Annotated in this window: 22 protein-coding genes and 4 tRNA genes; 2 read left to right on the forward strand and 24 right to left on the reverse strand. The window is 36.5% G+C overall.

Annotation, left to right across the window (positions count from 1 at the left end):
* Positions 1 to 2 precede the first annotated feature (2 nt).
* Positions 3 to 1,034, reverse strand: a complete 1,032-nt coding sequence (locus AC3WVA_RS08605) for an acyltransferase (RefSeq protein WP_492321862.1) — start codon at positions 1,032 to 1,034, stop codon at positions 3 to 5.
* A gap of 240 nt (positions 1,035 to 1,274) precedes the next feature.
* Here AC3WVA_RS08605 and guaC point away from each other — a divergent pair, with 240 nt between their 5' ends.
* Positions 1,275 to 2,258 carry a GMP reductase gene (gene guaC / locus AC3WVA_RS08610; RefSeq protein WP_048527944.1) on the forward strand — a complete coding sequence of 328 codons (984 nt, stop codon included), beginning with the start codon at positions 1,275 to 1,277 and terminating at the stop codon, positions 2,256 to 2,258.
* Between the two features lie 133 nt (positions 2,259 to 2,391).
* Entirely contained in the window at positions 2,392 to 4,209 is a 1,818-nt protein-coding gene (gene pepF, locus AC3WVA_RS08615) for an oligoendopeptidase F (protein ID WP_492321863.1), read from the forward strand.
* 189 nt (positions 4,210 to 4,398) lie between these two features.
* Here the strand turns inward: pepF and AC3WVA_RS08620 are convergent, their stop codons facing one another.
* The 23 genes from AC3WVA_RS08620 to AC3WVA_RS08730 form a co-directional block, all read right to left on the reverse strand.
* A complete protein-coding gene (locus AC3WVA_RS08620; RefSeq protein WP_048527942.1) occupies positions 4,399 to 5,277 on the reverse strand; it encodes a radical SAM/SPASM domain-containing protein in 879 nt (292 codons plus the stop codon).
* A gap of 137 nt (positions 5,278 to 5,414) precedes the next feature.
* Positions 5,415 to 5,894 (reverse strand): 23S rRNA (pseudouridine(1915)-N(3))-methyltransferase RlmH, encoded by a 480-nt coding sequence (rlmH, locus tag AC3WVA_RS08625; RefSeq protein WP_016079551.1) that lies wholly within the window; start codon positions 5,892 to 5,894, stop codon positions 5,415 to 5,417.
* A 59-nt stretch (positions 5,895 to 5,953) separates the two neighbouring features.
* The gene (locus tag AC3WVA_RS08630; protein ID WP_001052827.1) at positions 5,954 to 6,139 is read right to left on the reverse strand and encodes a CxxH/CxxC protein; all 186 of its coding nucleotides are present in this window, start codon (positions 6,137 to 6,139) and stop codon (positions 5,954 to 5,956) included.
* A gap of 53 nt (positions 6,140 to 6,192) precedes the next feature.
* On the reverse strand, positions 6,193 to 7,368 hold the full coding sequence (locus AC3WVA_RS08635) for a S1C family serine protease (protein WP_098344630.1): 1,176 nt from the start codon (positions 7,366 to 7,368) through the stop codon (positions 6,193 to 6,195).
* A gap of 63 nt (positions 7,369 to 7,431) precedes the next feature.
* Entirely contained in the window at positions 7,432 to 8,226 is a 795-nt protein-coding gene (locus AC3WVA_RS08640; RefSeq protein ID WP_000522836.1) for an MBL fold metallo-hydrolase, read from the reverse strand.
* Positions 8,210 to 9,052, reverse strand: a complete 843-nt coding sequence (locus AC3WVA_RS08645; RefSeq protein ID WP_492321864.1) for a two-component system regulatory protein YycI — start codon at positions 9,050 to 9,052, stop codon at positions 8,210 to 8,212. Before AC3WVA_RS08645 ends, AC3WVA_RS08640 begins: the two co-directional genes overlap by 17 nt.
* The gene (locus tag AC3WVA_RS08650; protein WP_098344628.1) at positions 9,033 to 10,349 is read right to left on the reverse strand and encodes a YycH family regulatory protein; all 1,317 of its coding nucleotides are present in this window, start codon (positions 10,347 to 10,349) and stop codon (positions 9,033 to 9,035) included. Before AC3WVA_RS08650 ends, AC3WVA_RS08645 begins: the two co-directional genes overlap by 20 nt.
* On the reverse strand, positions 10,346 to 12,187 hold the full coding sequence (gene walK / locus AC3WVA_RS08655; RefSeq protein WP_048527929.1) for a cell wall metabolism sensor histidine kinase WalK: 1,842 nt from the start codon (positions 12,185 to 12,187) through the stop codon (positions 10,346 to 10,348). Before walK ends, AC3WVA_RS08650 begins: the two co-directional genes overlap by 4 nt.
* A 3-nt stretch (positions 12,188 to 12,190) precedes the next feature.
* Positions 12,191 to 12,898, reverse strand: a complete 708-nt coding sequence (gene walR / locus AC3WVA_RS08660) for a cell wall metabolism DNA-binding response regulator WalR (protein WP_000971865.1) — start codon at positions 12,896 to 12,898, stop codon at positions 12,191 to 12,193.
* 435 nt (positions 12,899 to 13,333) lie between these two features.
* Positions 13,334 to 13,406, reverse strand: a tRNA-Phe gene (locus AC3WVA_RS08665).
* A 41-nt stretch (positions 13,407 to 13,447) separates the two neighbouring features.
* Positions 13,448 to 13,523: transfer RNA gene (locus AC3WVA_RS08670), tRNA-Asp, on the reverse strand.
* Between the two features lie 23 nt (positions 13,524 to 13,546).
* Positions 13,547 to 13,618: transfer RNA gene (locus AC3WVA_RS08675), tRNA-Glu, on the reverse strand.
* A gap of 13 nt (positions 13,619 to 13,631) precedes the next feature.
* Positions 13,632 to 13,707 (reverse strand) — tRNA-Lys (locus AC3WVA_RS08680).
* 141 nt (positions 13,708 to 13,848) lie between these two features.
* Positions 13,849 to 15,138, reverse strand: a complete 1,290-nt coding sequence (locus AC3WVA_RS08685) for an adenylosuccinate synthase (RefSeq protein ID WP_001977509.1) — start codon at positions 15,136 to 15,138, stop codon at positions 13,849 to 13,851.
* Positions 15,139 to 15,353: 215 nt separating this feature from the next.
* Positions 15,354 to 16,715: a replicative DNA helicase gene (dnaB, locus tag AC3WVA_RS08690; protein WP_001286244.1), complete on the reverse strand. Its 1,362-nt coding sequence runs from the start codon at positions 16,713 to 16,715 to the stop codon at positions 15,354 to 15,356.
* A 27-nt stretch (positions 16,716 to 16,742) separates the two neighbouring features.
* Positions 16,743 to 17,189 (reverse strand): 50S ribosomal protein L9, encoded by a 447-nt coding sequence (gene rplI / locus AC3WVA_RS08695; RefSeq protein WP_000864235.1) that lies wholly within the window; start codon positions 17,187 to 17,189, stop codon positions 16,743 to 16,745.
* Complete coding sequence (locus tag AC3WVA_RS08700; protein WP_048527928.1) at positions 17,186 to 19,159, reverse strand: DHH family phosphoesterase; 1,974 nt, start codon at positions 19,157 to 19,159, stop codon at positions 17,186 to 17,188. Before AC3WVA_RS08700 ends, rplI begins: the two co-directional genes overlap by 4 nt.
* Positions 19,160 to 19,237: 78 nt before the next feature.
* Positions 19,238 to 20,173 (reverse strand): YybS family protein, encoded by a 936-nt coding sequence (locus AC3WVA_RS08705; protein ID WP_048527927.1) that lies wholly within the window; start codon positions 20,171 to 20,173, stop codon positions 19,238 to 19,240.
* 80 nt (positions 20,174 to 20,253) lie between these two features.
* A complete protein-coding gene (gene rpsR / locus AC3WVA_RS08710) occupies positions 20,254 to 20,487 on the reverse strand; it encodes a 30S ribosomal protein S18 (RefSeq protein ID WP_000918873.1) in 234 nt (77 codons plus the stop codon).
* Between the two features lie 45 nt (positions 20,488 to 20,532).
* Positions 20,533 to 21,054, reverse strand: a complete 522-nt coding sequence (gene ssb / locus AC3WVA_RS08715) for a single-stranded DNA-binding protein (protein ID WP_000981967.1) — start codon at positions 21,052 to 21,054, stop codon at positions 20,533 to 20,535.
* 26 nt (positions 21,055 to 21,080) lie between these two features.
* The gene (gene rpsF / locus AC3WVA_RS08720) at positions 21,081 to 21,371 is read right to left on the reverse strand and encodes a 30S ribosomal protein S6 (RefSeq protein WP_001233778.1); all 291 of its coding nucleotides are present in this window, start codon (positions 21,369 to 21,371) and stop codon (positions 21,081 to 21,083) included.
* A gap of 191 nt (positions 21,372 to 21,562) precedes the next feature.
* Positions 21,563 to 22,663, reverse strand: coding sequence for a redox-regulated ATPase YchF (gene ychF, locus AC3WVA_RS08725; protein ID WP_048527926.1), 1,101 nt, complete (start codon positions 22,661 to 22,663; stop codon positions 21,563 to 21,565).
* Between the two features lie 115 nt (positions 22,664 to 22,778).
* Complete coding sequence (locus tag AC3WVA_RS08730) at positions 22,779 to 22,976, reverse strand: DUF951 domain-containing protein (RefSeq protein ID WP_000436051.1); 198 nt, start codon at positions 22,974 to 22,976, stop codon at positions 22,779 to 22,781.
* Between the last annotated feature and the right edge of the window lie 15 nt (positions 22,977 to 22,991).

Below are 22,991 nucleotides of genomic sequence, written 5' to 3' on the forward strand. Positions count from 1 at the left end.
TTTTATGGAACTAGTTTTTTCACAACTGGTATTCTTTGCAATACTAACGTAATTACCATACTAAGAACAATTGTAATCGTTACATTAATAGGTATTGCCAATATTGCATGTACACGTTCATTTACTTTAGGGAAAACCATGTACAACAAGTTATTTAATAAGAAGAAGTGAAGAATATAAATTCCAAGGCTTGCTTGATTTATAAAACGGAATAACAATGGCAATTCTCTTTCTGATTTTTGGAAAGCATATTTGAAAAATACAAATAATCCAATCGCCATCAGTACAACGCCTGGCGCAAAATATCCATACCAAAACTGGTCTAACTGTCCATTTGCCTTTACTGTATAGTAATACGTAATAAAGAATGTACTAATAAATCCTACAAGTCCTCCAACGTAAGAAATATTTCTCCATTTTTTCGAAATATCGTAATTGGATAAGTAATAACCAAGTAGGAAGTACCCTACATAATTCGTAACGTAAAATAATTCAATATTAAAGTTGATAGGATAATAATATTTCACTAAATTGACCATAACAGACGCATATAACCATAAAATTAAAAAGTATTCTATCTCTCTTTTTTTAGCGTTCTTCACAAAGATTTTCAGTAGAGGTGTAATTAAATATATCCCTACAATCATGTATAAGAACCATAAATGTCCGCCAATAGTATCCGTTAAAAAGTGCTTAATCCCTTGCTTTAAAGAGGCCGGGAAATAGCCTGCATATGCTCCATATGCATAAAATATAGTGCTCCAAGCTATAAAAGGAATAATTACTTTACTCGCGCGCTTCTGTAAAAACTCCCCGACTGAAATATCTTTCGTTCCTTTTAACAATAAAGCTCCACTAATCATTACAAAAATCGGCACACTCGCACGTGAAATCGATTCAAATAGATTACCAGCCATCCAGCGTGAAGCGTTATTTGCATCTAACACTGAAACATAACCAGCCGCAACGTGAATTGTAACTACTGCGATTGTTGCTAATACTCGCAACCAATCCATATATACTAGACGCTTCATTAGCACCCCTCCTAAATTTACCTATTAAACTTTTATTTTCCAAACATAATTTTACATCAAATAATACTATGTTTAAACACATTTTCATTACATGAACTTACAAAATACGTAGCTAAAATTTAATTTTCAAATGTAAACATGAAAACCTTTGACTTATGAGTGAAAATAATGTAAATTATCCTTTGGACGAACATTTTTAAACAAACTTAATAAAATATTCGTATTTTAGGGGTGTAAATGATGGAAAACGTATTCGACTATGAAGATATTCAATTAATTCCTGCAAAATGTATTGTAAATAGCCGCTCTGAATGTGATACAACTGTCACTTTAGGAAAACATAAATTTAAATTACCTGTCGTACCTGCAAATATGCAAACGATTATTGATGAAAGAATCGCAACTTATTTAGCTGAAAATAATTACTTCTATATCATGCATCGTTTCCAACCAGAGAAACGAATCTCATTCATTAGAGATATGCAATCACGTGGATTAATCGCTTCTATTAGCGTTGGTGTAAAAGAGGACGAATATGAATTCGTACAGCAATTAGCTGCTGAGCACCTTACGCCTGAATATATCACGATTGATATCGCGCATGGACATTCTAATGCTGTAATCAACATGATTCAACATATTAAAAAGCATTTACCAGAAAGCTTCGTTATCGCTGGAAACGTTGGAACTCCAGAAGCGGTAAGAGAATTAGAAAATGCTGGTGCTGACGCAACAAAAGTTGGTATTGGACCTGGTAAGGTTTGTATTACTAAAATTAAAACAGGCTTTGGAACTGGCGGTTGGCAGCTAGCTGCACTTCGCTGGTGTGCAAAAGCTGCAAGTAAGCCAATTATCGCTGACGGTGGTATTCGTACACACGGCGACGTAGCTAAATCTATTCGATTTGGGGCGACTATGGTTATGATCGGTTCTCTATTCGCTGGTCATGAAGAGTCTCCAGGGGAAACAATCGAAAAAGACGGCAAACTTTATAAAGAATACTTCGGTTCAGCTTCTGAATTCCAAAAAGGCGAGAAGAAAAACGTTGAAGGTAAGAAAATGTTCGTTGAGCATAAAGGTTCTTTAGAAGACACTTTAGTTGAAATGGAACAAGATCTTCAATCTTCTATCTCTTACGCTGGTGGAACAAAATTAGACTCAATTCGTACTGTAGATTATGTAGTCGTGAAAAACTCTATTTTCAACGGTGATAAAGTATATTAATTTTTAAAATTAACTCGAAGGACAAGCATTTGTATGCTTGTCCTTCTTATATATAGAAATGTAAAATATTTTCATTTTACTGAATTTTCTAGTATCATATTTTTATATACTTATAATAAGGGGGATATAACAAATGAAAAATACAATTGAGAAACGCCATATTCGAGCGGAAGTCCCTACTGAACTAACATGGGACCTCTCTCATTTATACGAAAGTGATAAAGAGTGGGAAACTGCATTACGTGTATTAACAGACGATATAAAAAAACTTGATATGTTTAAAGGCCAATTACACACTAGCCCCACTACCTTATTACATTGCCTACTTTTAGAAGAAGAGCTTTTAATGAAGTTAACAAAATTATACTCCTACGCAAATTTAAAAGAATCTACTGACCGTACAAATCCAATTGTTCAAGCGAACTCTTCCAAAATTGCTGCTTTATGGACGAAAGTACATACTGCACTATCCTTTATCCATAATGAAATCCTCTCATTTGACGAAGGAACAATTGAAAAATATTTAACTGAAGAAACAAAACTCGAACCTTTCCGTAAATCATTACTAGACATACTACAAAAAAGGCAGCACACGCTCTCTCCTGAAACAGAAGAAGCTCTTGCTGCACTTGGCGAAGTACATAGTTCTCCATACAAAATTTACGGTATGACTAAATTAGCCGATATGGATTTTACCTCCATACAAGATGAACAAGGAAACGAACTCCCTGTATCATTTGCATTATTTGAAAGTAAATATGAGTTTTCCCCAAACGTAGACATACGTAGGAAAGCATACTCATCATTTGTTTCCACGTTGAAACGATATAAAAATACAGTGGCAACAACATATGCGACTGAAGTAAAAAAACAAGTGACACTTTCTCGCTTACGCAAATTTGAATCTGTTACTCATATGCTTCTAGAACCTCAAAAAGTCCCACTTGAAATGTATAACAATCAACTTGATATTATTTATAAAGAATTAGCGCCTCATATGCGCCGCTTTGCAGATTTAAAAAAGAAAGTATTAGGACTCGATCAAATGCTTTTCTGCGACTTACATGCACCGTTAGATCCCGAATTTAATCCGGCAATTACTTATGAAGAAGCTGGAAAACTCATTCAAGACTCTTTACAAGTACTCGGGGGTGAATATAGTTCCATTATAGAAAAAGGATTCAAAGAAAGATGGGTCGATCTTGCAGATAATGTAGGGAAATCAACTGGGGCATTTTGTTCAAGCCCGTATGGTTCTCATCCATACATTTTAATTACATGGCAAAATACGATACGTGGCTGCTTCACATTAGCTCATGAATTTGGACATGCCGGTCATTTTTATTTAGCAAATAAAAACCAGCGTATTATGAACGTACGTCCATCTATGTACTTTGTTGAGGCACCGTCTACAATGAATGAATTACTATTAGCCCAGCATTTATTAGCGACGAATGACGATAAGAGAATGCGCAGATGGGTAATTCTGCAACTACTCGGCACATATTATCATAACTTTGTTACTCATTTACTTGAGGGAGAATATCAAAGAAGAGTATACACGCTAGCAGAAGAAGGCGGAGCCCTTACAGCTACAACTTTAACTGAAATAAAAACAAATGTACTTTCTACATTCTGGGGAAATTCTGTAGAAATTGACGAAGGTGCTGGCTTAACTTGGATGCGTCAACCTCATTATTATATGGGCTTATATTCTTACACCTATTCCGCCGGCCTCACTGCATCTACTGCGGTAGCTCAAATGATTAAAGAGGAGGGACAACCTGCTGTTGACCGCTGGTTAGATGTACTGCGCGCTGGTGGTACAATGAAACCACTTGAATTAATGAAACATGCCGGAGTAGATATGTCAAAACCAGATGCAATCCGCAGGGCCGTTTCTTACGTCGGTTCCTTAATTGATGAATTAGAGCGCTTTTATCAAGAATAAATTGAAACTTTAATCAGTGGGGGGGTCCATCCCCTACTGGTTATTAGCCCTCACCAATCGGGCTTTTACGGGCAGCCCGCTCCCCACCTAACTTCTTTGCTTTCGCTGAATTTTGAGGTGGGGGTCTTACTGCCCGGCAAATAGCAGGATAAAAAATAAGCCCTCGCTTTATGAGGGCTTATTTCATATTTACTTTCCAAACCTTTTACGGTATCCACATTTTCTGCATAACTCTTCGACTGCAACCCTTTTCGAAAATCCATCGACAATGTTTGTCGCTCTTTCACCTTCTATAATGTTAGAAAATGAGTCAGTATTAATATTTCCAAGGTTAATAATCCCTTCGCCATCTAAACAGCAAGGAATAACTGTTCCGTTCGCTAAAATTCCAGCCTGATTTCGAAGACCGTGACAGAATCCTTTTCCATCATCCTCTTCTTCATGTAATGCTGGCCACTGGAATTCATAGTCTTGATTAATAAAGACACGTTCCGCAATTTTTATACCTTTTCCTGGTGTAAGCTTCTCTTCGATTTGATAAGATAGATCAAACTCATTTTCAATGATGGATAATAACTCTCTATTTTTCTGGATTTCAGCATTTGTTTTATTATCTTGCGTTAAATTCCATAATCTAAGTGAAACAATTAAATCTGATTGACTTGTCGCCTCTCTAATGAAGGAAAGTATACTTCTTACATAGCCCTCTTTATCTTGCGAACCTGGGTGTCCATCAAAACTGTGCAATGAAAAATTCATTTGTCTTAGAGCAGGCTTATTTAACAGTCTATGCCTTCTCTTATTAATTAACGTTCCATTCGTTGTAATATTAACTTTAAACCCTTTTTCATGGCTTAAATCTAACAGTTGATCTATTTTTGGATGCAGCAACGGCTCACCCTTCACGTGCAAATAAATGTAGTCTGTGTGAGGTTTAATTTGGTCTAATCTTTTCGCAAAATCCTCCACAGAAATGAACTGCTTCTGCCTTTCCGTCGGCGGACAAAAGCTGCACGCAAGATTACACACACTCGTAATCTCCAAGTAAAACTTTTTAAACTTCTTCACCTTTAATTCCTCACTTCTATGACTACTTGTACTTTTTTCCTCTTCATATTACATCACACTTTTTTAGAAATAGAAACATACTTATTTTAGGAAATATAGAAAACGGCCACATCTGTAGCCGTTTGAATGTACTATTACTATTTATGATATGGTTCTCCACGATTAATACGAAACGCCCTATACACTTGCTCAAGCAATACTAATCGCATTAATTGGTGTGGTAATGTCATCTTTGAAAAAGAAAGTGATTCGTTTGAACGCTTCATTACTTCTGAACTTAGTCCAAGTGATCCACCAATTACAAAGGCAACTTTACTCTTTCCATATGTAGCAAGACGATCTAAGCTTACTGCAAATTCTTCTGATGATTTTTGTTTTCCTTCTATCGCTAGCGCAATAACATGCGTATCATCAGAAATTTTATCCAGTATACGTATACCTTCTTTTTCTTTTACAATTAACATTTCTGCTTCACTTAAATTTTCTGGTGCCTTTTCATCTGGTAATTCAATTACTTCTACTTTTGCGTATACAGATAATCGTTTTAAGTATTCTGCTATACCTTGTTTTAAATATTTTTCTTTTAATTTCCCAATTGAAATAATCGAGATATTCACATGTATTCCCCACCTTACAAACATGTTATCCACAAGAGTTATCCACATATCCACAAATGTTACCCACATATTGTGTGAGAATCTGTGTTCGATACAACATATGTCGCCTCATTTTGACAAAATTCACATGTTTTTTTCTCTTTTTCTGAGTTATCCACATTGTTGATAACCGGTGCAACTTCACACTCATCCACAATGATATCTAAAGCTAATTCAACATGTTCTAAACAACAAGGTAAATTCATATTCTTCACCTCACTTTTCTACAATAGAAAACAGGAGGTAGGCCCTCCTGTTTTTAATACTTTTGAATGCCTAGCTTAACCGTTGTTGTTGCTCGTTTTGTACCACGATAAAATGTAAGAGTCATTTTATCATTAATTTTTTTATCATATAAGGCCGTACGGAAACCGATAATATCGCGAACCGGTTTTCCATCTACTGCTACAATCACATCATGTTCTCGTAAACCAGCATCTGCACCTGGCGAAGGACTTTTCACATCTAAAATGCAAACTCCCTCTGTTACATTTCCCGGTAAATGCAATGTTTTTGACCAATAATAATTCGGAATCTCATTTAACGATCTAAGTTCAATTCCAACATACGGTCTTCTTACTTTTCCGTACTTCTCTAATTCATTCATAATAGGAACAGCTCTAGTAACAGGAATAGCTAGTCCAATTCCTTCTACTTCTTTTGCTGCAATTTTCATTGAGTTAATGCCAATTAATTGACCTGCCGCATTTACAAGCGCACCACCACTATTACCTGGGTTAATTGCTGCGTCTGTTTGCAATACTTCAACTTGCCAATCATAATGTCCATCTTGATCTAAATCTACAGGGACAATACGTTCATTAGCTGAAATAATACCTTGTGTGACAGTTCCAGAAAATTGTAGCCCAAGCGGGTTTCCAATCGCAATGACCGGTTCGCCTCTACGAACAGTATTAGAGTCACCAATTTCAATTACCTTTTTCACATGCTTTGCATCTATTTGTAGTACGGCCAAATCTGTGACTACATCAGTTCCTAATACTTTTCCTGGAACTTTCTTACCGTCACTTAAACTTACTTCAATACGATTCGCCCCAGCAACCACATGATTATTCGTTACAATATAAGCTTGGCCATCTGCCTTTTTATAAATTACACCCGATCCTGTACCAGCTTCTGAATCTGCCTCTGAAAAATTATCTCGTTGAATATTAATAACGCCAACAACAGCTTCAGACGCACGATCAACAGCATCCACAAAGCTAATTTGTTTAATTCCCTGCGCTTGGGCCATATTACTGCCACTTGCTTCAGCTTGTGGAAGCGTGCCTGCATCATTTGCAAATAAAGGAGCTCCAAATGCAAATAACGAAGCTCCTACAATTGTTCCTGCTATGCTAGAAATAACAATACCTTTATGCTTCTTTTTCCTTGCACGTTTCATACGATAATTTTCTTCATCAATAAAGGACATATTTGTTCACCTATCTTCCTGAAAACAACTATATTCACCTTTATTGTTTACTAAAATGAAGAATTATACGTATTGAATTTTTGTCGGCATTTTTGGATCTGTATCGTGAATTTCAAAGGCTTCTCCCACTCCAAATCCTTTTTCCTCTAATACTTGTGACACTGACATACGTGCTAGTTCTTTCATGTTATTATCTAGACTTAAATGCGCTAAATAAATATGTTTTGTCTCGTCTGTAATCACATCTGCCATCGCTAATGCAGCGTCCTCATTACAAACGTGCCCTACATCACTTAAAATACGTCGCTTAATACTCCATGGATAACGTCCCATACGAAGCATCTCCACGTCATGATTACTTTCAAATACGAAAGCATTAGCTCCCTTAATAACACCTTTCATACGGTCACTTACGTATCCCGTATCTGTAATAAGGGCTAACTTTCTATTATTGTTATGAAAAGCATAGAACATCGGCTCTGCGGCGTCATGAGAAACGCCAAATGACTCGACCTCAATATCACCAAATGTTTTCACATCCCCAACTGAGAAAATAAATTTTTGCTCAGTTGGGATATTTCCTATTAAATGTTCCATTGCATTCCATGTTTTCTCATTTGCATAAACAGGTAAATCATATTTACGTGCCAATACACCTAATCCTTTAATATGATCACTATGTTCATGTGTTACAAGAATACCTGATACATCATTTATATTTAATTCTGCCTGTTTAAATAAAGCCTCTGTTGCTTTACCACTTAAACCTGCATCGACGAGTAATTTCTTTTCATCTGTTCCTACATATAGCATATTCCCTGTACTTCCACTTGCAAGTACGCTAAAATGCAAACCCATTCTTTCTCACTCCAGTATGTTCATCAACCACTTGATTTTCCTTTTCCCCTAATTCCATAACTTGTCCTTCAATTGCATTTACAAAGAAGTCCTGCTTCTGCTCCGTTTTTAAATTCCATGTTGGAGCGAGTACTTGGTTATTAGAAGTAGATGCGGTAAGGGTCGCATAACCAATTTGTGCTTCTTTTACATGTGTATTCCCATGAACTTTATTTTTTAAATACAGATTTTCTAAAGCCGTTTGGGCAGTAATAATTTCTTGCTGTTTCGTTTTTTCACTTTCGCCCATTTCTTTTAAATCCGTTAGCATCGTCTGCGTGTATGACACAAGTTCATTTTTTTCATTTAATTCCACAACAATCATTGCCTGATCGTTATAGAAAATAGGCTTATCTTTATATTTTTGGAAAAAGTAAATTTTGGAGTCTTTCATCGCGCCAAATTCATACTTTTGTCCATCCAATACATAGTTCTTCAAAAAATCACTATACTTATCTTTAGATAATGATTTTGTATTTAAAAAGGGCTCTTTTAGCTTACTTTCTATCTTGTACATATTTTGTATGTGCGCTGTTTGATTTTTTAAAGACTGTATATCTTCTTCTTTAAATGCCTTATTTTCTGCCCTAATAAATGCCTCTTTTTTCGATTCTTTAGGGAAATTACCCATAGTAATTTTGTTTGCTTTTAATTCTTGATCTATCTTTGTTTCTGCAATAAGCTCCAATTGATTACTATCTTGCTTTTGAATGAATTGAAAAATGAGAAAGAGGTCCAAAACAAAAAAGGTCACAATAAATATGGTTTTAATCCGATCCCAATCCATTTAGTCCTCCCTCACTCCACTCATATATTTTTTGTTTGCCAGCTTCATCTTCAACAAACTTTACATACCAAATTGGCTGTAGTCGTGCTACTTGTCCATCTAGTGATAATTTGTATCCAATACCAATGTCTTTAATGAGTCGTTTATCTACAACGGCATTATTTTCTAAGGATGCTATCACAACGTGACCTGACGGAAGAGTAACCTTCTGTTCTATCCCCTTCGTATTTAAAGACAACAACGGTCTTTCATATTCCATTACTTCTTCGGATCCCCATATTTGCCTCAACTCAGCTAATCCATCTGTATTGAATACGGAATATCCATCTTCATGTAAACGGAATACTGTCTGTCCTTTATTCATATAGTCCAAACGATATGAATCCAGACTCCCACTGTGACCATTTACAAAATCAAAGCTTTTTTGTAAAAGCATTAAATTATCTGTCGTTTTTTCACTTGAAACAGAAGAATTTTTATACTTTAGCATATGACGATCATTTTCAATCTCCATGGACCTAATACCATCTGTAAATGTTTCTTTCGATTTCTCGGTAATCGGGCTTAAATAACGAGGATCACTAAACAGAGCATTCTTAAATGTATCAACCGCTAAATTAGATGAAATATATGTTATATTACTTAATTCCGTCGTTCCATCTGGTAAAAATATTTTTTTCATATCATTAATTTGATAGTCAAAATAAGGCTTTGCTGATACTATAAATTGATTTTGTGCATTTACAATATCTTTTAAATACACACCACTTAATTTTGCTTCATATACTCTAGAGTTATCACCATCAGAAACAAAATTAATTTTAATTTCTTGATCCCTACTTCTAGAGGGATCAAGAATAATTCGATTAAAATGTTTAGGTTTATCTATACTTTTTTCTTTCATATTAAACATAGATTTAACTGCATCAAATGGGATATTGGTAGGAAAAATAAGTTCAATTTTCCCTTCACCATGTACATAAGAAAGGAAATCAGCCTTAGCAATCGATATTTCTTTGAAATCATGTAATTCCCCTGCTTCCAAAGGTTTATAGATTGATTCTATATCTCCTTCTCTCTTGCTCCCATAATGATTTTTATCTTTATGCACGATGATAGAAGTAGGGCGGACAACATCAGCAATTTTAGTTTGAGTAGTTCCTTCATTCCCCTGTACAAATTTTGCGTTTTGCATAGACGTGGAATCTGGCACATACGTCCATAAGTTAAAAGTAAGAAATAGGCTAATTACAACTAAATTAATTAAAACGATTGTTTTAACATTTTCCATACTCATTCCCAATCGTCCTCTTCATCCGCTGCCATTGGCAATGTGAAATAAATAGTTGTCCCTTTTCCTTCCTCACTCTTCGCCCAAATCGAGCCACCATGTGCCTCAATCATTTCTTTTGCAATCGCTAATCCAAGTCCTGTGCCACCCATTTGTCTTGAACGTGCTTTATCTACGCGGTAAAAACGTTCAAAGATTTTATCGACGTTTTCTTTCGGAATACCCATTCCTTGGTCGCTTACACTAATCTCTAATAATTCACCGCGATCTCGTAAGCGATATGTTACTGTTCCACCTTCTGGTGAATACTTCAATGCATTCGAAATAATGTTATACAATACTTGCGTAATTTTATCCGTATCCATATCAATAAATCGAGATTTCTTAGAGAAAGATCGTTTGAAGCTTACGTTTTGCTCTTTAGACATTTCAAAACGATCAATAACGTTATTAAAGAAGTCAGTAAAGTCGACCCATTCTTTCATTAAACGATGTTCTGTACTATCAAGTTTAGATAGTTGCAATAACGCATTTACAAGTCTAATCATTCTTTCTGTTTCTTCTTGTGTAACTGTTAAAAATTGCGGTGCAATATTCGGATCTTGCCACGCACCGTCCGTAAGTGCCTCTAAGTAACTGCGCATCGTTGTTAACGGTGTTCTTAATTCATGAGAAACGTTTGCCACGAACTCACGGCGTTCCCTTTCTATACGCTCCTGCTCAGTTACATCATATAACACGGCGATTAAACCATTTGCTTTCCCTGTCTCTTTTTGAATAACAGAGAAACTAGCACGTAAAATATATGGCTCATTTCTCGTACTAAAATCTAATAAAACAGAATCAGGTTCTTCGTATAAATGATCGAGCGTAAATTCTTCTTGTATCCCTAATACTTCTAAAACAGATTGATCGAGTGCCGTTTCACGCGAAACATTTAACATCTTTTCCGCAGGATCATTTAATAAAATAATGTCCCCTTTTCGGTCAGTAGCAATTACCCCATCTGTCATATGTGATAAAACGGATGACAATTTACGTCTTTCACTTTCCGTTGAAGAACGAGCTTGTTGTAATTTTTTTGATAAATTATTGAAAGATAATGCTAGTTGTCCAATTTCATCATGGCTATGCACTTTTACTTTTCTTGAATAGTTTCCTTTTGCCATTTCAATCGCTTGTCTTCGCATATCTGAGATTGGTCTCGTAATCGTTTGAGCTAACAAAATTCCAAGTACAGCTGTTACGAGTAATGCAATAACGGTTCCAGTCGCAAAAATTTGATTAATATCCTTCATCTGTTTATAAACATCTTCCATAGATGCAACAATGTAAATAACACCAAGTGCATCTTTGCCGTTATCATCTAGAATCGGAGTAAGCATAACTTGTACGCGATGGCCTGTACGACCATCCTTCTCAATTTTTACTTCTGGCTTCTTTTGTACCAATACCCGTTGAACAGCTATATCTGTTGATGTTCTATTTACCTTATTTTGCTTTGACTCATCTGAAATAGCGAGTAACTTTCTATGCGAATCAAACACACTTACCTCTTGAATATCTTTCTTTCGATCGGAGGCAAATTTTCGAATTGAAGTTTTAATCGTTTCATCTGTTGACTCTGTTTCTGCTTTTGTATAACTTTTTTTAAACTCTTGTTTCAAGTTATATGCTAATAAGTTCGTTTGCTGCGTTAAAGAGTCTCTAAAACCTTGCACAAGACTCTTTTCTAACTCTCTTACGAAATATACACCAATAACCTGCATTGCTATCAATATTAATAGCATATATATGAGTACAAATTTTAAATGAATAGATTGAAAAAAACCGACTTTCTTCATATACTATTCCTGCTCTGGGTCACGCAAGTAATATCCTACTCCACGTCTAGTGACAATTAATGTAGGATGACTTGGATTATCTTCAATTTTTTCACGTAAACGACGCACTGTTACATCCACTGTACGTACATCTCCAAAGTAGTCATAACCCCAAACTGTTTGCAATAAATGTTCGCGTGTCATAACTTGTCCTAAATGCTTCGCTAAATAATGTAGTAGCTCAAATTCACGATGTGTAAGTTCAATATTTTCCTCACGTTTCGTTACACTATACGCATTTGGATTAATAACAATTGGTCCAATAACCATTTCCGTATTCTCTTCTTTTTCTGCAGCACCACCTTGTTGATGGCGACGTAAATTCGCCTTCACACGAGCAAGTAATTCTCTCGTACTAAATGGCTTCGTTACATAATCATCTGCACCAAGCTCAAGTCCTAATACTTTATCAATTTCAGAGTCCTTCGCTGTAAGCATAATAATCGGCATTTCTGAACTTTTACGTATTTCACGGCAAACCTCTAAGCCATCCTTACCTGGTAGCATAATATCTAATAAAACCATATCTGGCTGTTCTTCATTTGCTTTTTCAATTGCTTCATCACCATCATGCGCCATTACAATTTCAAAACCTTCTTTTTCTAGGTTGAACTTCAAAATATCCGCAATCGGCTTTTCATCATCAACTACTAAAATTTTCTTTCCCATCATCGTCTATTTCCTCCTTATAAAGTGAAACTTTAATTGGTGGGTGTTTTCTTCATCACCCACTGATTATTAGCCCTCACCAATTGGGCTTTTACGGGCAGCCCGCTCCTCACCTAACTTCTTTGCTTTCGCTGAATTTTAAGGCTTGGGCTTACTGTCCAGTAAATAGTGGGGTAAAAATATGGTCAATATCCTTAAACACATTGATGTCTACATAGTATGTCCCTATATGACCGCATCTTTTGCTTAAGTACTTTTTCCTCTATTCTCACAGACTCATGTATAATCCACATTTACACGGAATCCTATACGATCTATAGAAAAACCTCTAGCTTCAACTGCTAGAGGCTCCTCATTCTATTTTAAAATAACTACTCAATTTTGTAAAATTACACAAATAAAAAGGATATTAAGTGGGCCCACTTAATATCCTGAGAGTGGCTCGGGACGGAATCGAACCGCCGACACGAGGATTTTCAGTCCTCTGCTCTACCGACTGAGCTACCGAGCCAAAACTATATATAAAACCACTAATGGTGGTATAAACAAAAGTGGCGGTCCCGACCGGGGTCGAACCGGCGATCTCCTGCGTGACAGGCAGGCATGTTAACCACTACACCACGGGACCAAAAATGAACATAAAAAAAGACATGACCCGTACGGGATTCGAACCCGTGTTACCGCCGTGAAAGGGCGGTGTCTTAACCACTTGACCAACGGGCCACGAAAAATAAAATGGTGAGCCATGAAGGACTCGAACCTTCGACCCTCTGATTAAAAGTCAGATGCTCTACCAACTGAGCTAATGGCTCATACTCACCAACGTCATATTTTCGTGACGACAAGATGTATCATAACATGTTTCCTTTATATTTTGCAATACCTTTTTTTTATTTTTTTATAAAAGATAAGAAAAAACTCATGCGGACATGAGTTTTTTCTCAAAATATCAATTAAGCTTCGTATACGTTACGAACGATATTTGTTTGGTTACGATCTGGTCCAACTGAGAACATAGATAATTGAATTCCTGTTAATTCAGAAACACGTTCTACGTATTTTCGTGCATTTTCAGGAAGCTCGTCTAATGATCTTACACCAGTAATATCTTCTGTCCAACCTGGAAGCTCTTCGTATACAGGCTCACATTTCGCTAAAATGTTTAAGTTTGCTGGAACTTCATCGATAACTTCGCCATCGCATTTGTAAGCAACACAAATTTTAAGAGTTGGAATACCAGTTAGAACGTCGATAGAGTTTAATGATAGATCTGTTAAACCACTAACACGACGTGCATGTCTTACAACAACGCTATCGAACCAACCTACGCGGCGTGGACGACCAGTTGTCGTTCCATACTCACGACCAACTTCACGAATTTGATGACCAATTTCATCATGAAGCTCAGTAGGGAATGGACCATCACCAACGCGGCTTGTATATGCTTTACATACACCTACAACGCGAGTAACTTTCGCAGGACCAACTCCAGTTCCAACTGTTACACCACCAGCAATCGGGTTAGAAGATGTAACGAATGGGTACGTACCGTGGTCGATATCAAGCATAACACCTTGTGCACCTTCAAATAATACACGGTGATTGTTATCTAATGCATCATTTAATACAACAGACGTATCACATACATATTGCGCGATTTGTTGTCCGTACTCGAAGTACTCTTCGAAGATTTCTTCTACACTGAAACCTTCTGTATCGTACATTTTTTCAAATAAGCGATTTTTTTGTGCTAAATTGCGCTCAAGCTTCTCTTTAAATGCTTCACGGTCTAAAAGATCAGCCATACGAATACCAATACGAGCAGCTTTGTCCATATATGCAGGACCGATACCTTTTTTCGTTGTACCGATTTTGTCATCACCTTTACTTGCTTCTTCTAACTCATCTTGTTTTAAGTGATAAGGTAAAATAACGTGCGCACGGTTACTTACGCGTAAATTATCAGTACTTACACCACGATCGTGTAAGTATTTTAACTCTTCAAGTAACGCTTTCGGATCTACTACTAAGCCGTTTCCGATTACACAAATTTTTTCTTTATAGAAAATACCAGATGGAATTAAGTGTAATTTATATTTAACCCCGCCGAATACAATTGTATGTCCTGCGTTATTTCCACCTTGATATCTTGCAACTACTTCCGCATGCTCAGAAAGAAAATCAGTGATTTTACCTTTTCCTTCGTCGCCCCATTGTGTTCCTACAACTACTACTGAAGACATTATTAAAGCACCTCCGCAATTTTCAAACGATCTATTCAAACAATATAATTGTACCAAAACCGAAAAAGAAGTCAACCAAAAAGCGAACATTTTTTTATAAAAAAACATTTTCGTTCGTAAGAATTATATTTTTCACATTATGAAAGCCTTATCTTTCCCGTAAAAAAAAGAAACACATCTTATTATAAGAAATGTGTTTCTTTTTTATACTAGCCTTATGCAGGCGGCGCATGTCCATCCTCGAAGCGACGTTCTAAGTTAACGAACTTATTGAACTCTTTAACGAATGCGAGTTCTACGGAACCTACAGGACCGTTACGCTGCTTTGCAATAATAATTTCAATCGTATTTTTATTTTCCGTTTCTCGGTCATAGTAATCTTCACGATATAAGAAGGCTACGATATCAGCATCCTGCTCGATACTTCCCGACTCACGAATATCAGACATCATCGGACGTTTATCTTGACGAGATTCTACACCACGAGATAACTGCGACAAGGCAATAACAGGTACTTGCAATTCACGTGCAATCCCTTTTAGTGTACGAGAAATCTCAGATACTTCCTGCTGACGGTTCTCTCCTGATTTCCCGCTTCCTTGAATAAGCTGTAAGTAGTCAATCAAGATCATACCAAGACCCTGTTCTTGTTTTAATCTACGACATTTCGCTCGAATCTCATTTACTTTAATACCTGGTGTATCATCAATATAGATACCAGCATTAGAAAGGCTACCCATTGCCATCGTTAATTTCGCCCAATCATCAGAAGTTAATGATCCAGTACGAAGTCTTTGTGCATCGATATTTCCTTCTGCACAAAGCATACGCATAACTAGCTGATCAGCACCCATCTCTAGACTAAAAATCGCGACATTTTCATCCGTTTTCGTCGCTACGTTTTGTGCGATATTTAATGAAAATGCCGTTTTTCCTACCGATGGACGTGCCGCCACGATGATTAAATCATTTCGCTGGAACCCTGCCGTCATCTTATCTAATTCAGTAAACCCAGTTGGTATCCCGGTAACTTCACCTTTTTGATTATGCAAAAGTTCGATTTTATCGTAAGCATCTACAAGAACGTCTTTAATATTTTGGAATGCCTTCGCATTCGTTTGATGTGATACTTCTAATATTTTTTTCTCAGCCTCATTTAATAGACCATCCACATCGTCTTCTCTCTCATATCCATCAGACACAATATGAGTCGCTGTTCGAATTAAACGACGTAACAACGCTTTTTCAGCGATGATTCGTGCATAATACTCTACGTTAGCAGCGGTCGGAACAACTTCTGCTAATTCTGCTAAGTAAGAAACCCCACCAACTTCTTCTAATAACCCTTGATCAGCCATCGCTGACGTCATCATTACTAAGTCGATTGGCTCCCCCTTATCAGACAATCCAAGCATGACTTCAAAAATCTTTTGATGTTTCGTTCGATAAAATGAGTCAGGTACCAATAGTTCCGATGCTGACGTTAACGCATCCTGATCAATCAATATAGCACCTAAGACTGCCTGCTCAGCTTCTATATTATGCGGAGGGGTACGATCAGCCATTACATCACTCATACGCAATCCTCCTTGCTTAACTTATTTTTATTGTTCACTAACATGAACTTTTACTGTTGCTGTTACTTGCGGATGCAATTTCACAGTAACATTTGTATAGCCTAATGCACGAATCGCATCATCCATTTCAAATTTACGCTTATCAAGTTTAATCTTGTGTGATTTTTGCATCGCATCTACGATTTGTTTACTTGTGATTGAACCGAATAGACGGCCACCTTCTCCAGATTTAGCCTTTAATTCTACAGTTAGTTTCTCTAACGTTTCTTTTAATTGTTTTGCACTTTCAAGCTCTGCTGCTGCATCTTTTTCTTCTTTACGCTTTTGAGCTTCTAAAGTTTTCATACTGCTATTTGTCGCTTCAGCAGCTAATCCTTGTTTTAGTAAGAAGTTATTTGCATAGCCATCTGGTACGTTTTTTACTTCTCCTTTTTTCCCTTTACCTTTTACGTCTTTTAGAAAAATTACTTTCATGATTGTGTGCCTCCCTGTAAATAGTCATCAATAACAAATCGAAGCTTCTCCTCAGCTTCATCTACTGTAACATTTTTCATTTGTGTAGCTGCATTCGTTAAATGCCCACCACCGCCTAAATTTTCCATAATTAGCTGCACATTCACTTCACCTAAAGATCTGCCGCTAATTCCAATGAAATTCTCACCACGTTTTGCAATAACAAATGACGCAATAATTCCTGTCATTGTTAATAATGTGTCCGCTGATTGTGCAATAAGCACTTGATCGTAGTAATCATCACTATCAACTTTCGCAATCGCAATTCCATTTGTATAAATGTACGCATTTTTAATAGCTTTTGCAACCCGTAAATACTGATCCATATCTTCTTTTAACAGCTCTTGTACAAGTACAGTATCTGCACCATGTGAGCGTAAATAAGAAGCGGCATCAAACGTACGAGCACCTGTCCGGAATGTAAAGCTTTTCGTATCAACAATAATACCTGCTAACAACGCTGTCGCTTCTAACATTGTCATTTTTAAATTTTTCGGTTGATATTCAAGTAATTCTGTAACAAGTTCTGCCGTGGAAGAAGCGTATGGCTCCATGTAAACAAGCAATGGATCTTCAATAAAATCTTCTCCTCGGCGATGATGGTCAATAACAACTACATTTTCAATCTTGCGTAACAGCTTTTCTTCCATCACCATTGAAGGTTTATGCGTATCAACAACAACAAGTAATGAATCATCATTTGCAAATTCCATCGCTTGTTCTGGTGTAATAAAGTGAGACCATAACTCTTCATTTTGTTTCACTTTATCCATTAAACGCTTAATTCCCTTATCAGAATCATTTTCATCTAGCACAATATATCCTTTGCGCTCATTTAATTGCGCTACCTTTAAAATACCAATCGCAGCACCAATTGCATCCATATCTGGAGCCCTATGCCCCATTATAATGACGTTACTACTTTCTAATACTAAATCCTTTAATGCGTGTGAAATAACTCTAGCACGTACACGAGTACGTTTTTCTACCGGATTTGTCTTACCACCATAAAACTTAACTTTACCTGTTGCTTGCTTAATAGCTACTTGATCTCCACCGCGGCCAAGTGCAAGGTCTAAGCCGGACTGAGCCATTGCTCCAAGTTCTGATAAAGGTAAATCACCTGAACCGACACCTACACTTAAGGTGAGTGGTATATTTCTTTTAGATGTTTCTTCACGCACTTGATCTAAAATGCTAAATTTCCCTTTCTCCATCTGCGCTAAAATACTTTCATTTAACACAACGAAGAATCTTTCTGAAGATGCACGTTTTAAATACGCCCCATACTTAACGGCCCATTCATTTAGTCTTGATGTTACAAGACTTGTTATATTCGTACGTAATTGATCATCTAACCCTTGTGTAACTTCATCATAATTGTCTAAATAAATGACAGCTAAAACAGTGCGTTGATCTTCGTACATCTTTTCAATCTCTGTTTGTTCCGTTACATCAAAGAAATAAATCAACTTTTCTTCTTTCCTTACAAAGACACGAAACTTTCGATTATTTAAAGAGACTATATCGTCAGAAGTTTCTCCCTTAATAAAAAGAAGTAACGTTTCTGATACATCATAAAGGTGCCATCCAGCTAATGCATGCTGTCCTAGGCATGAAGATAAATAAGGATTCGCCCAATCAATCCCATAATCCTTATTGTATAACAAAATACCAATCGGCATTTGGTTAAATGCCTCATTACTCACTTTCTTTACCCTTGTAATCATCTCTGTCGTATGTTTTTCAAAGTTCTTTTGAAAGGTAAGTTCAAATCGTACAACAACAAAAAGTACAATACAAAAAATAAAAAAGGCGACTATCCCCATCATTAAATGAAAATAACAGAGGATTGAAATGAGCACAAACACAAAAAATGCCAATACGTAAACAGGATATAAAAACCACTGTTTCTTATAAAATTCAGGCATGTATACAACTCCTATAAAGTAAAACTAACTCACCTTCCAGTTAGTTAAACAGATTAAAATAGTATAAGGAATATTACTTTATCCTCCTATTTTAGAACGCAATGAAATCCCTAAATCAATTATACCTAAGATTGTCACAAGAGGAAACAGCATCGGGATAAACATGCAGGCAATAAAACTAATAATGGGAACCCCTTTCGTAAAACCTTTGCTATGCGCTAGAAAAGCGATAAATGTCAGGCCTTGCAGTACTAGTAGTAACGCAAATATGACATATAGGTTAGAAAATACCATATGTAAATATGATGTCGGTTCAACTTTTATAAAAGTTGATAGCAAAATAAATATAACGTAATACCAAACAATACTCTTTGGTAATTGTATATCTTTAAATTTAGGCCAATGTATAACGTCATGCTTTAGCTTTCTCAAAACACTACCTGATATCATAACTGTAATCCAAGAAAAACATACCGAGACCATGACAAGTAAACTTGGGAATAATGTTTGTAATACATCATTAAATTGTGCAAATAACTCTTTTTGTTCTTTACTAATAGGCATACCCGCAGCATTAACTATCTTTTCACTTTGCGCCATACTTTCATTAAACATATTTTGCATTTGCTTCATTAAATCTATGTTAAAAAACTTTATACTCGCAACATAAATGAGCATAATACCAATTAAGTACGCAAGCGTCCCTGCCATCAAAATTTCTACTGGCTTCTTTTGTTTTTTATACATATATCCTAAAACGATACCTATTAATCCAAACATAGTTGTCTTTACTAGGTTCATCGGTTGACTGACAATAACAGTAATAAAAAGCGCTGCCGTAAAAATTACAAAGGCATTAGATATTTTATATCTTATCGTTAGCAATATAAATGGCAACGGCAACGCAAACGTTACGACCGTGCCTAAAATCGGAACATACATAGATATAAGCAATAGCATTGCATATATTGCTAACAACGCTGCACCCTCAGTAATAAATTTCGTATTTTTCATCATCTAACCTCTCTTTCAAAAAAGAAAAGCATAGCAAAATGCACAGTAGAGTCCGACTCTACTGTGCATTTCATACGCTATTATTCACCAACATATGGTAAAAGTGCCATTTGACGAGCACGTTTAATTGCAACTGTAAGTTTGCGTTGGTATTTTGCGCTTGTTCCTGTTACACGACGAGGTAAAATTTTACCACGCTCAGAAACGAAACGTTTTAATAAATCAACATCTTTATAATCGATGCGAGTGATGCCGTTAGCTGTGAAGAAACACACCTTACGACGTTTCGCACGTCCACCTTTGCGTCCTGCCATGTCTATTTCCCTCCATTCTTTGTTAAAACTAACAAATTTACTGTATTAGAACGGTAAATCGTCGTCGGAAATGTCGATCGGTTGACCTACATTTGAAAATGGATCGTCATTCTTCGTAAATCCAGAGTTCCCTTGGTTACCTTGGTTGCCTGAATTACTAGATTGACCAAATGGGTTAGAGCTTTGGTTACCGAAACCAGCTCCTGATGGTTGCTGATTAAATGAACCACGTTGCTCCCCACCGCCATTACGCGGCTCTAAAAATTGTACGCTTTCCGCAAGAACTTCTGTTACATATACACGTTTACCATCTTGTCCCTCGTAATTACGAGTTTGAAGACGTCCATCTACGCCTGCTAAGCTACCTTTTTTCAAATAATTTGCTACGTTCTCTGCTTGTTTACGCCATATTACACAATTAATAAAGTCAGCTTCACGCTCACCTTGTTGATTCGCAAATGCGCGATTCACAGCTAACGTAAAAGTAGCTACTGCAACACCATTGGGCGTGTAACGTAAGTCAGGGTCCTTAGTTAAACGACCAACGAGGATAACACGATTCATCAATCGAACCACTCTCCCTTATATATCAATTATTTTTCTTCTTCTTTAACAACGATATGACGAAGGATGTCTTCGTTGATCTTAGCTAAACGGTCGAATTCGTTAATCGCTTCTGCGTTAGATTTCACGTTTAAGATCATGTAGAAACCTTCACGTAAGTCGTTGATTTCGTAAGCTAAACGACGCTTACCCCACTCTTTCGTGTTAATGATTTCTGCACCATTGTTTGTTAAAACACCTGCAAAACGTTCAACTAAAGCTTTTTGAGCTTCTTCTTCAACGCCAGGACGAATGATGTACATAATTTCGTACTTTCTCATTACACTTTCACCTCCTTTTGGTCTAAACGGCCCGTAATGGGCAAGGAGCAATTAATTTATAGTAATTACTCACGAGTTTAGATTATATCATAGTAAGTTAGATGAATCAACTCACCCATACATAAAAAACTTGGCAAACACATAATATATTTGCCAAGCTTATATCTTAATTTTTCCTAGGAAATATTAAATTAAACGTTGAAGCGGAAGTGCATAACGTCTCCGTCTTTTACGATATACTCTTTTCCTTCTAAACGAACTTTACCAGCTTCTTTTGCAGCTGTCATAGAACCGTTTGTCATTAAGTCTTCATAAGAAACTGTTTCCGCACGAATAAATCCACGCTCGAAGTCTGTATGAATTACGCCCGCACATTGCGGTGCTTTCATACCTTGTTTGAACGTCCATGCACGTACTTCTTGTACGCCAGCTGTGAAGTAAGTAGCAAGTCCTAATAAATTGTATGCAGCACGAATTAATTGATCTAAACCAGATTCTTCAATGCCTAGTTCTTCAAGGAATACTTTTTTCTCTTCCTCGTCTAGTTCAGCGATTTCTTCTTCGATTTTTGCACATACAACGATTACTTGAGAATTTTCATTTGCAGCAAATTCTTTTACCATTTTTACGTATTTGTTTTCAGAAGGATCCATAACATCATCTTCACTTACGTTTGCTACGTATAGCATTTCTTTCGTTGTAAGTAAATGAAGGCCTTTAACGATTTTCATTTGCTCTTCTGTAAATTCAACAGTACGAGCCGGTTTTCCCTCTTCAAAAGCTTCTTTTAAGCGAACTAAAATTTCATGCTCGTATACTGCTTCTTTATCTTTTTGTCTTGCTAATTTCGCAACACGCTCGATACGCTTATCAACAGATTCTAGATCCGCTAAAATTAGCTCTAAGTTGATTGTTTCAATATCATCAATCGGATCTACTTTCCCTGAAACGTGCGTAATATTTTCGTCTTCAAAACAACGAACAACTTGGCAAATCGCATCTACTTGGCGAATGTGAGATAAGAATTTATTTCCTAATCCTTCACCTTTACTAGCACCTTTTACGATACCCGCAATATCAGTAAACTCAAATACAGTCGGAACAGTTTTTTTCGGTTCTACTAATTCCGTTAATTTATTTAAACGCTCATCTGGTACTTCTACAATCCCTACGTTTGGATCAATTGTACAGAATGGATAGTTTGCAGATTCTGCTCCTGCTTGTGTAATTGCATTAAATAAAGTTGACTTCCCTACGTTAGGTAATCCAACAATCCCAGCCGTTAATCCCATATTTTTCACTCCTATGTCTCAATCTTTCATCATTATAGATAGTAACGAAAAAAATGACAAGTTTCCTCCAAACGAAAAAAAGTAACAGCTACCCATTGCAACTGTTACTTTCTCTCTATTCTTCGTGCTTCACAAGTATTTTTTTTACCTTACGATCAAATTCTCTTCGAGGAATCATTACTGAATGGTCACATCCCTCGCACTTAATGCGGATATCCATTCCCATACGAATAATCTTCCATCGATTCTCACCACATGGGTGGGCTTTCTTCATTTCCACAACATCGTACAAGTTATATTGCTTTTGCTCCATTCTCCAAACCCCTCT

The sequence above is a fragment of the Bacillus sp. EB106-04-02-XG92 genome, from assembly GCF_058791995.1.

Coding starts and splice junctions, on each gene's coding strand:
- AC3WVA_RS08605 (WP_492321862.1), bottom strand. CDS start 1,034: ATGAAGCGTCTAGTATATATGGATTGGTTGCGAGTATTAGCAACAATC.
- guaC (WP_048527944.1), top strand. CDS start 1,275: ATGGAAAACGTATTCGACTATGAAGATATTCAATTAATTCCTGCAAAA.
- pepF (WP_492321863.1), top strand. CDS start 2,392: ATGAAAAATACAATTGAGAAACGCCATATTCGAGCGGAAGTCCCTACT.
- AC3WVA_RS08630 (WP_001052827.1), bottom strand. CDS start 6,139: ATGAATTTACCTTGTTGTTTAGAACATGTTGAATTAGCTTTAGATATC.
- AC3WVA_RS08635 (WP_098344630.1), bottom strand. CDS start 7,368: ATGTCCTTTATTGATGAAGAAAATTATCGTATGAAACGTGCAAGGAAA.
- AC3WVA_RS08640 (WP_000522836.1), bottom strand. CDS start 8,226: ATGGGTTTGCATTTTAGCGTACTTGCAAGTGGAAGTACAGGGAATATG.
- AC3WVA_RS08645 (WP_492321864.1), bottom strand. CDS start 9,052: ATGGATTGGGATCGGATTAAAACCATATTTATTGTGACCTTTTTTGTT.
- AC3WVA_RS08650 (WP_098344628.1), bottom strand. CDS start 10,349: ATGAGTATGGAAAATGTTAAAACAATCGTTTTAATTAATTTAGTTGTA.
- walK (WP_048527929.1), bottom strand. CDS start 12,187: ATGAAGAAAGTCGGTTTTTTTCAATCTATTCATTTAAAATTTGTACTC.
- walR (WP_000971865.1), bottom strand. CDS start 12,898: ATGATGGGAAAGAAAATTTTAGTAGTTGATGATGAAAAGCCGATTGCG.
- AC3WVA_RS08685 (WP_001977509.1), bottom strand. CDS start 15,138: ATGTCTTCAGTAGTAGTTGTAGGAACACAATGGGGCGACGAAGGAAAA.
- dnaB (WP_001286244.1), bottom strand. CDS start 16,715: ATGAGTGATGTAATGGCTGATCGTACCCCTCCGCATAATATAGAAGCT.
- rplI (WP_000864235.1), bottom strand. CDS start 17,189: ATGAAAGTAATTTTTCTAAAAGACGTAAAAGGTAAAGGGAAAAAAGGA.
- AC3WVA_RS08700 (WP_048527928.1), bottom strand. CDS start 19,159: ATGCCTGAATTTTATAAGAAACAGTGGTTTTTATATCCTGTTTACGTA.
- AC3WVA_RS08705 (WP_048527927.1), bottom strand. CDS start 20,173: ATGAAAAATACGAAATTTATTACTGAGGGTGCAGCGTTGTTAGCAATA.
- rpsR (WP_000918873.1), bottom strand. CDS start 20,487: ATGGCAGGACGCAAAGGTGGACGTGCGAAACGTCGTAAGGTGTGTTTC.
- rpsF (WP_001233778.1), bottom strand. CDS start 21,371: ATGAGAAAGTACGAAATTATGTACATCATTCGTCCTGGCGTTGAAGAA.
- ychF (WP_048527926.1), bottom strand. CDS start 22,663: ATGGGATTAACGGCTGGGATTGTTGGATTACCTAACGTAGGGAAGTCA.
- AC3WVA_RS08730 (WP_000436051.1), bottom strand. CDS start 22,976: ATGGAGCAAAAGCAATATAACTTGTACGATGTTGTGGAAATGAAGAAA.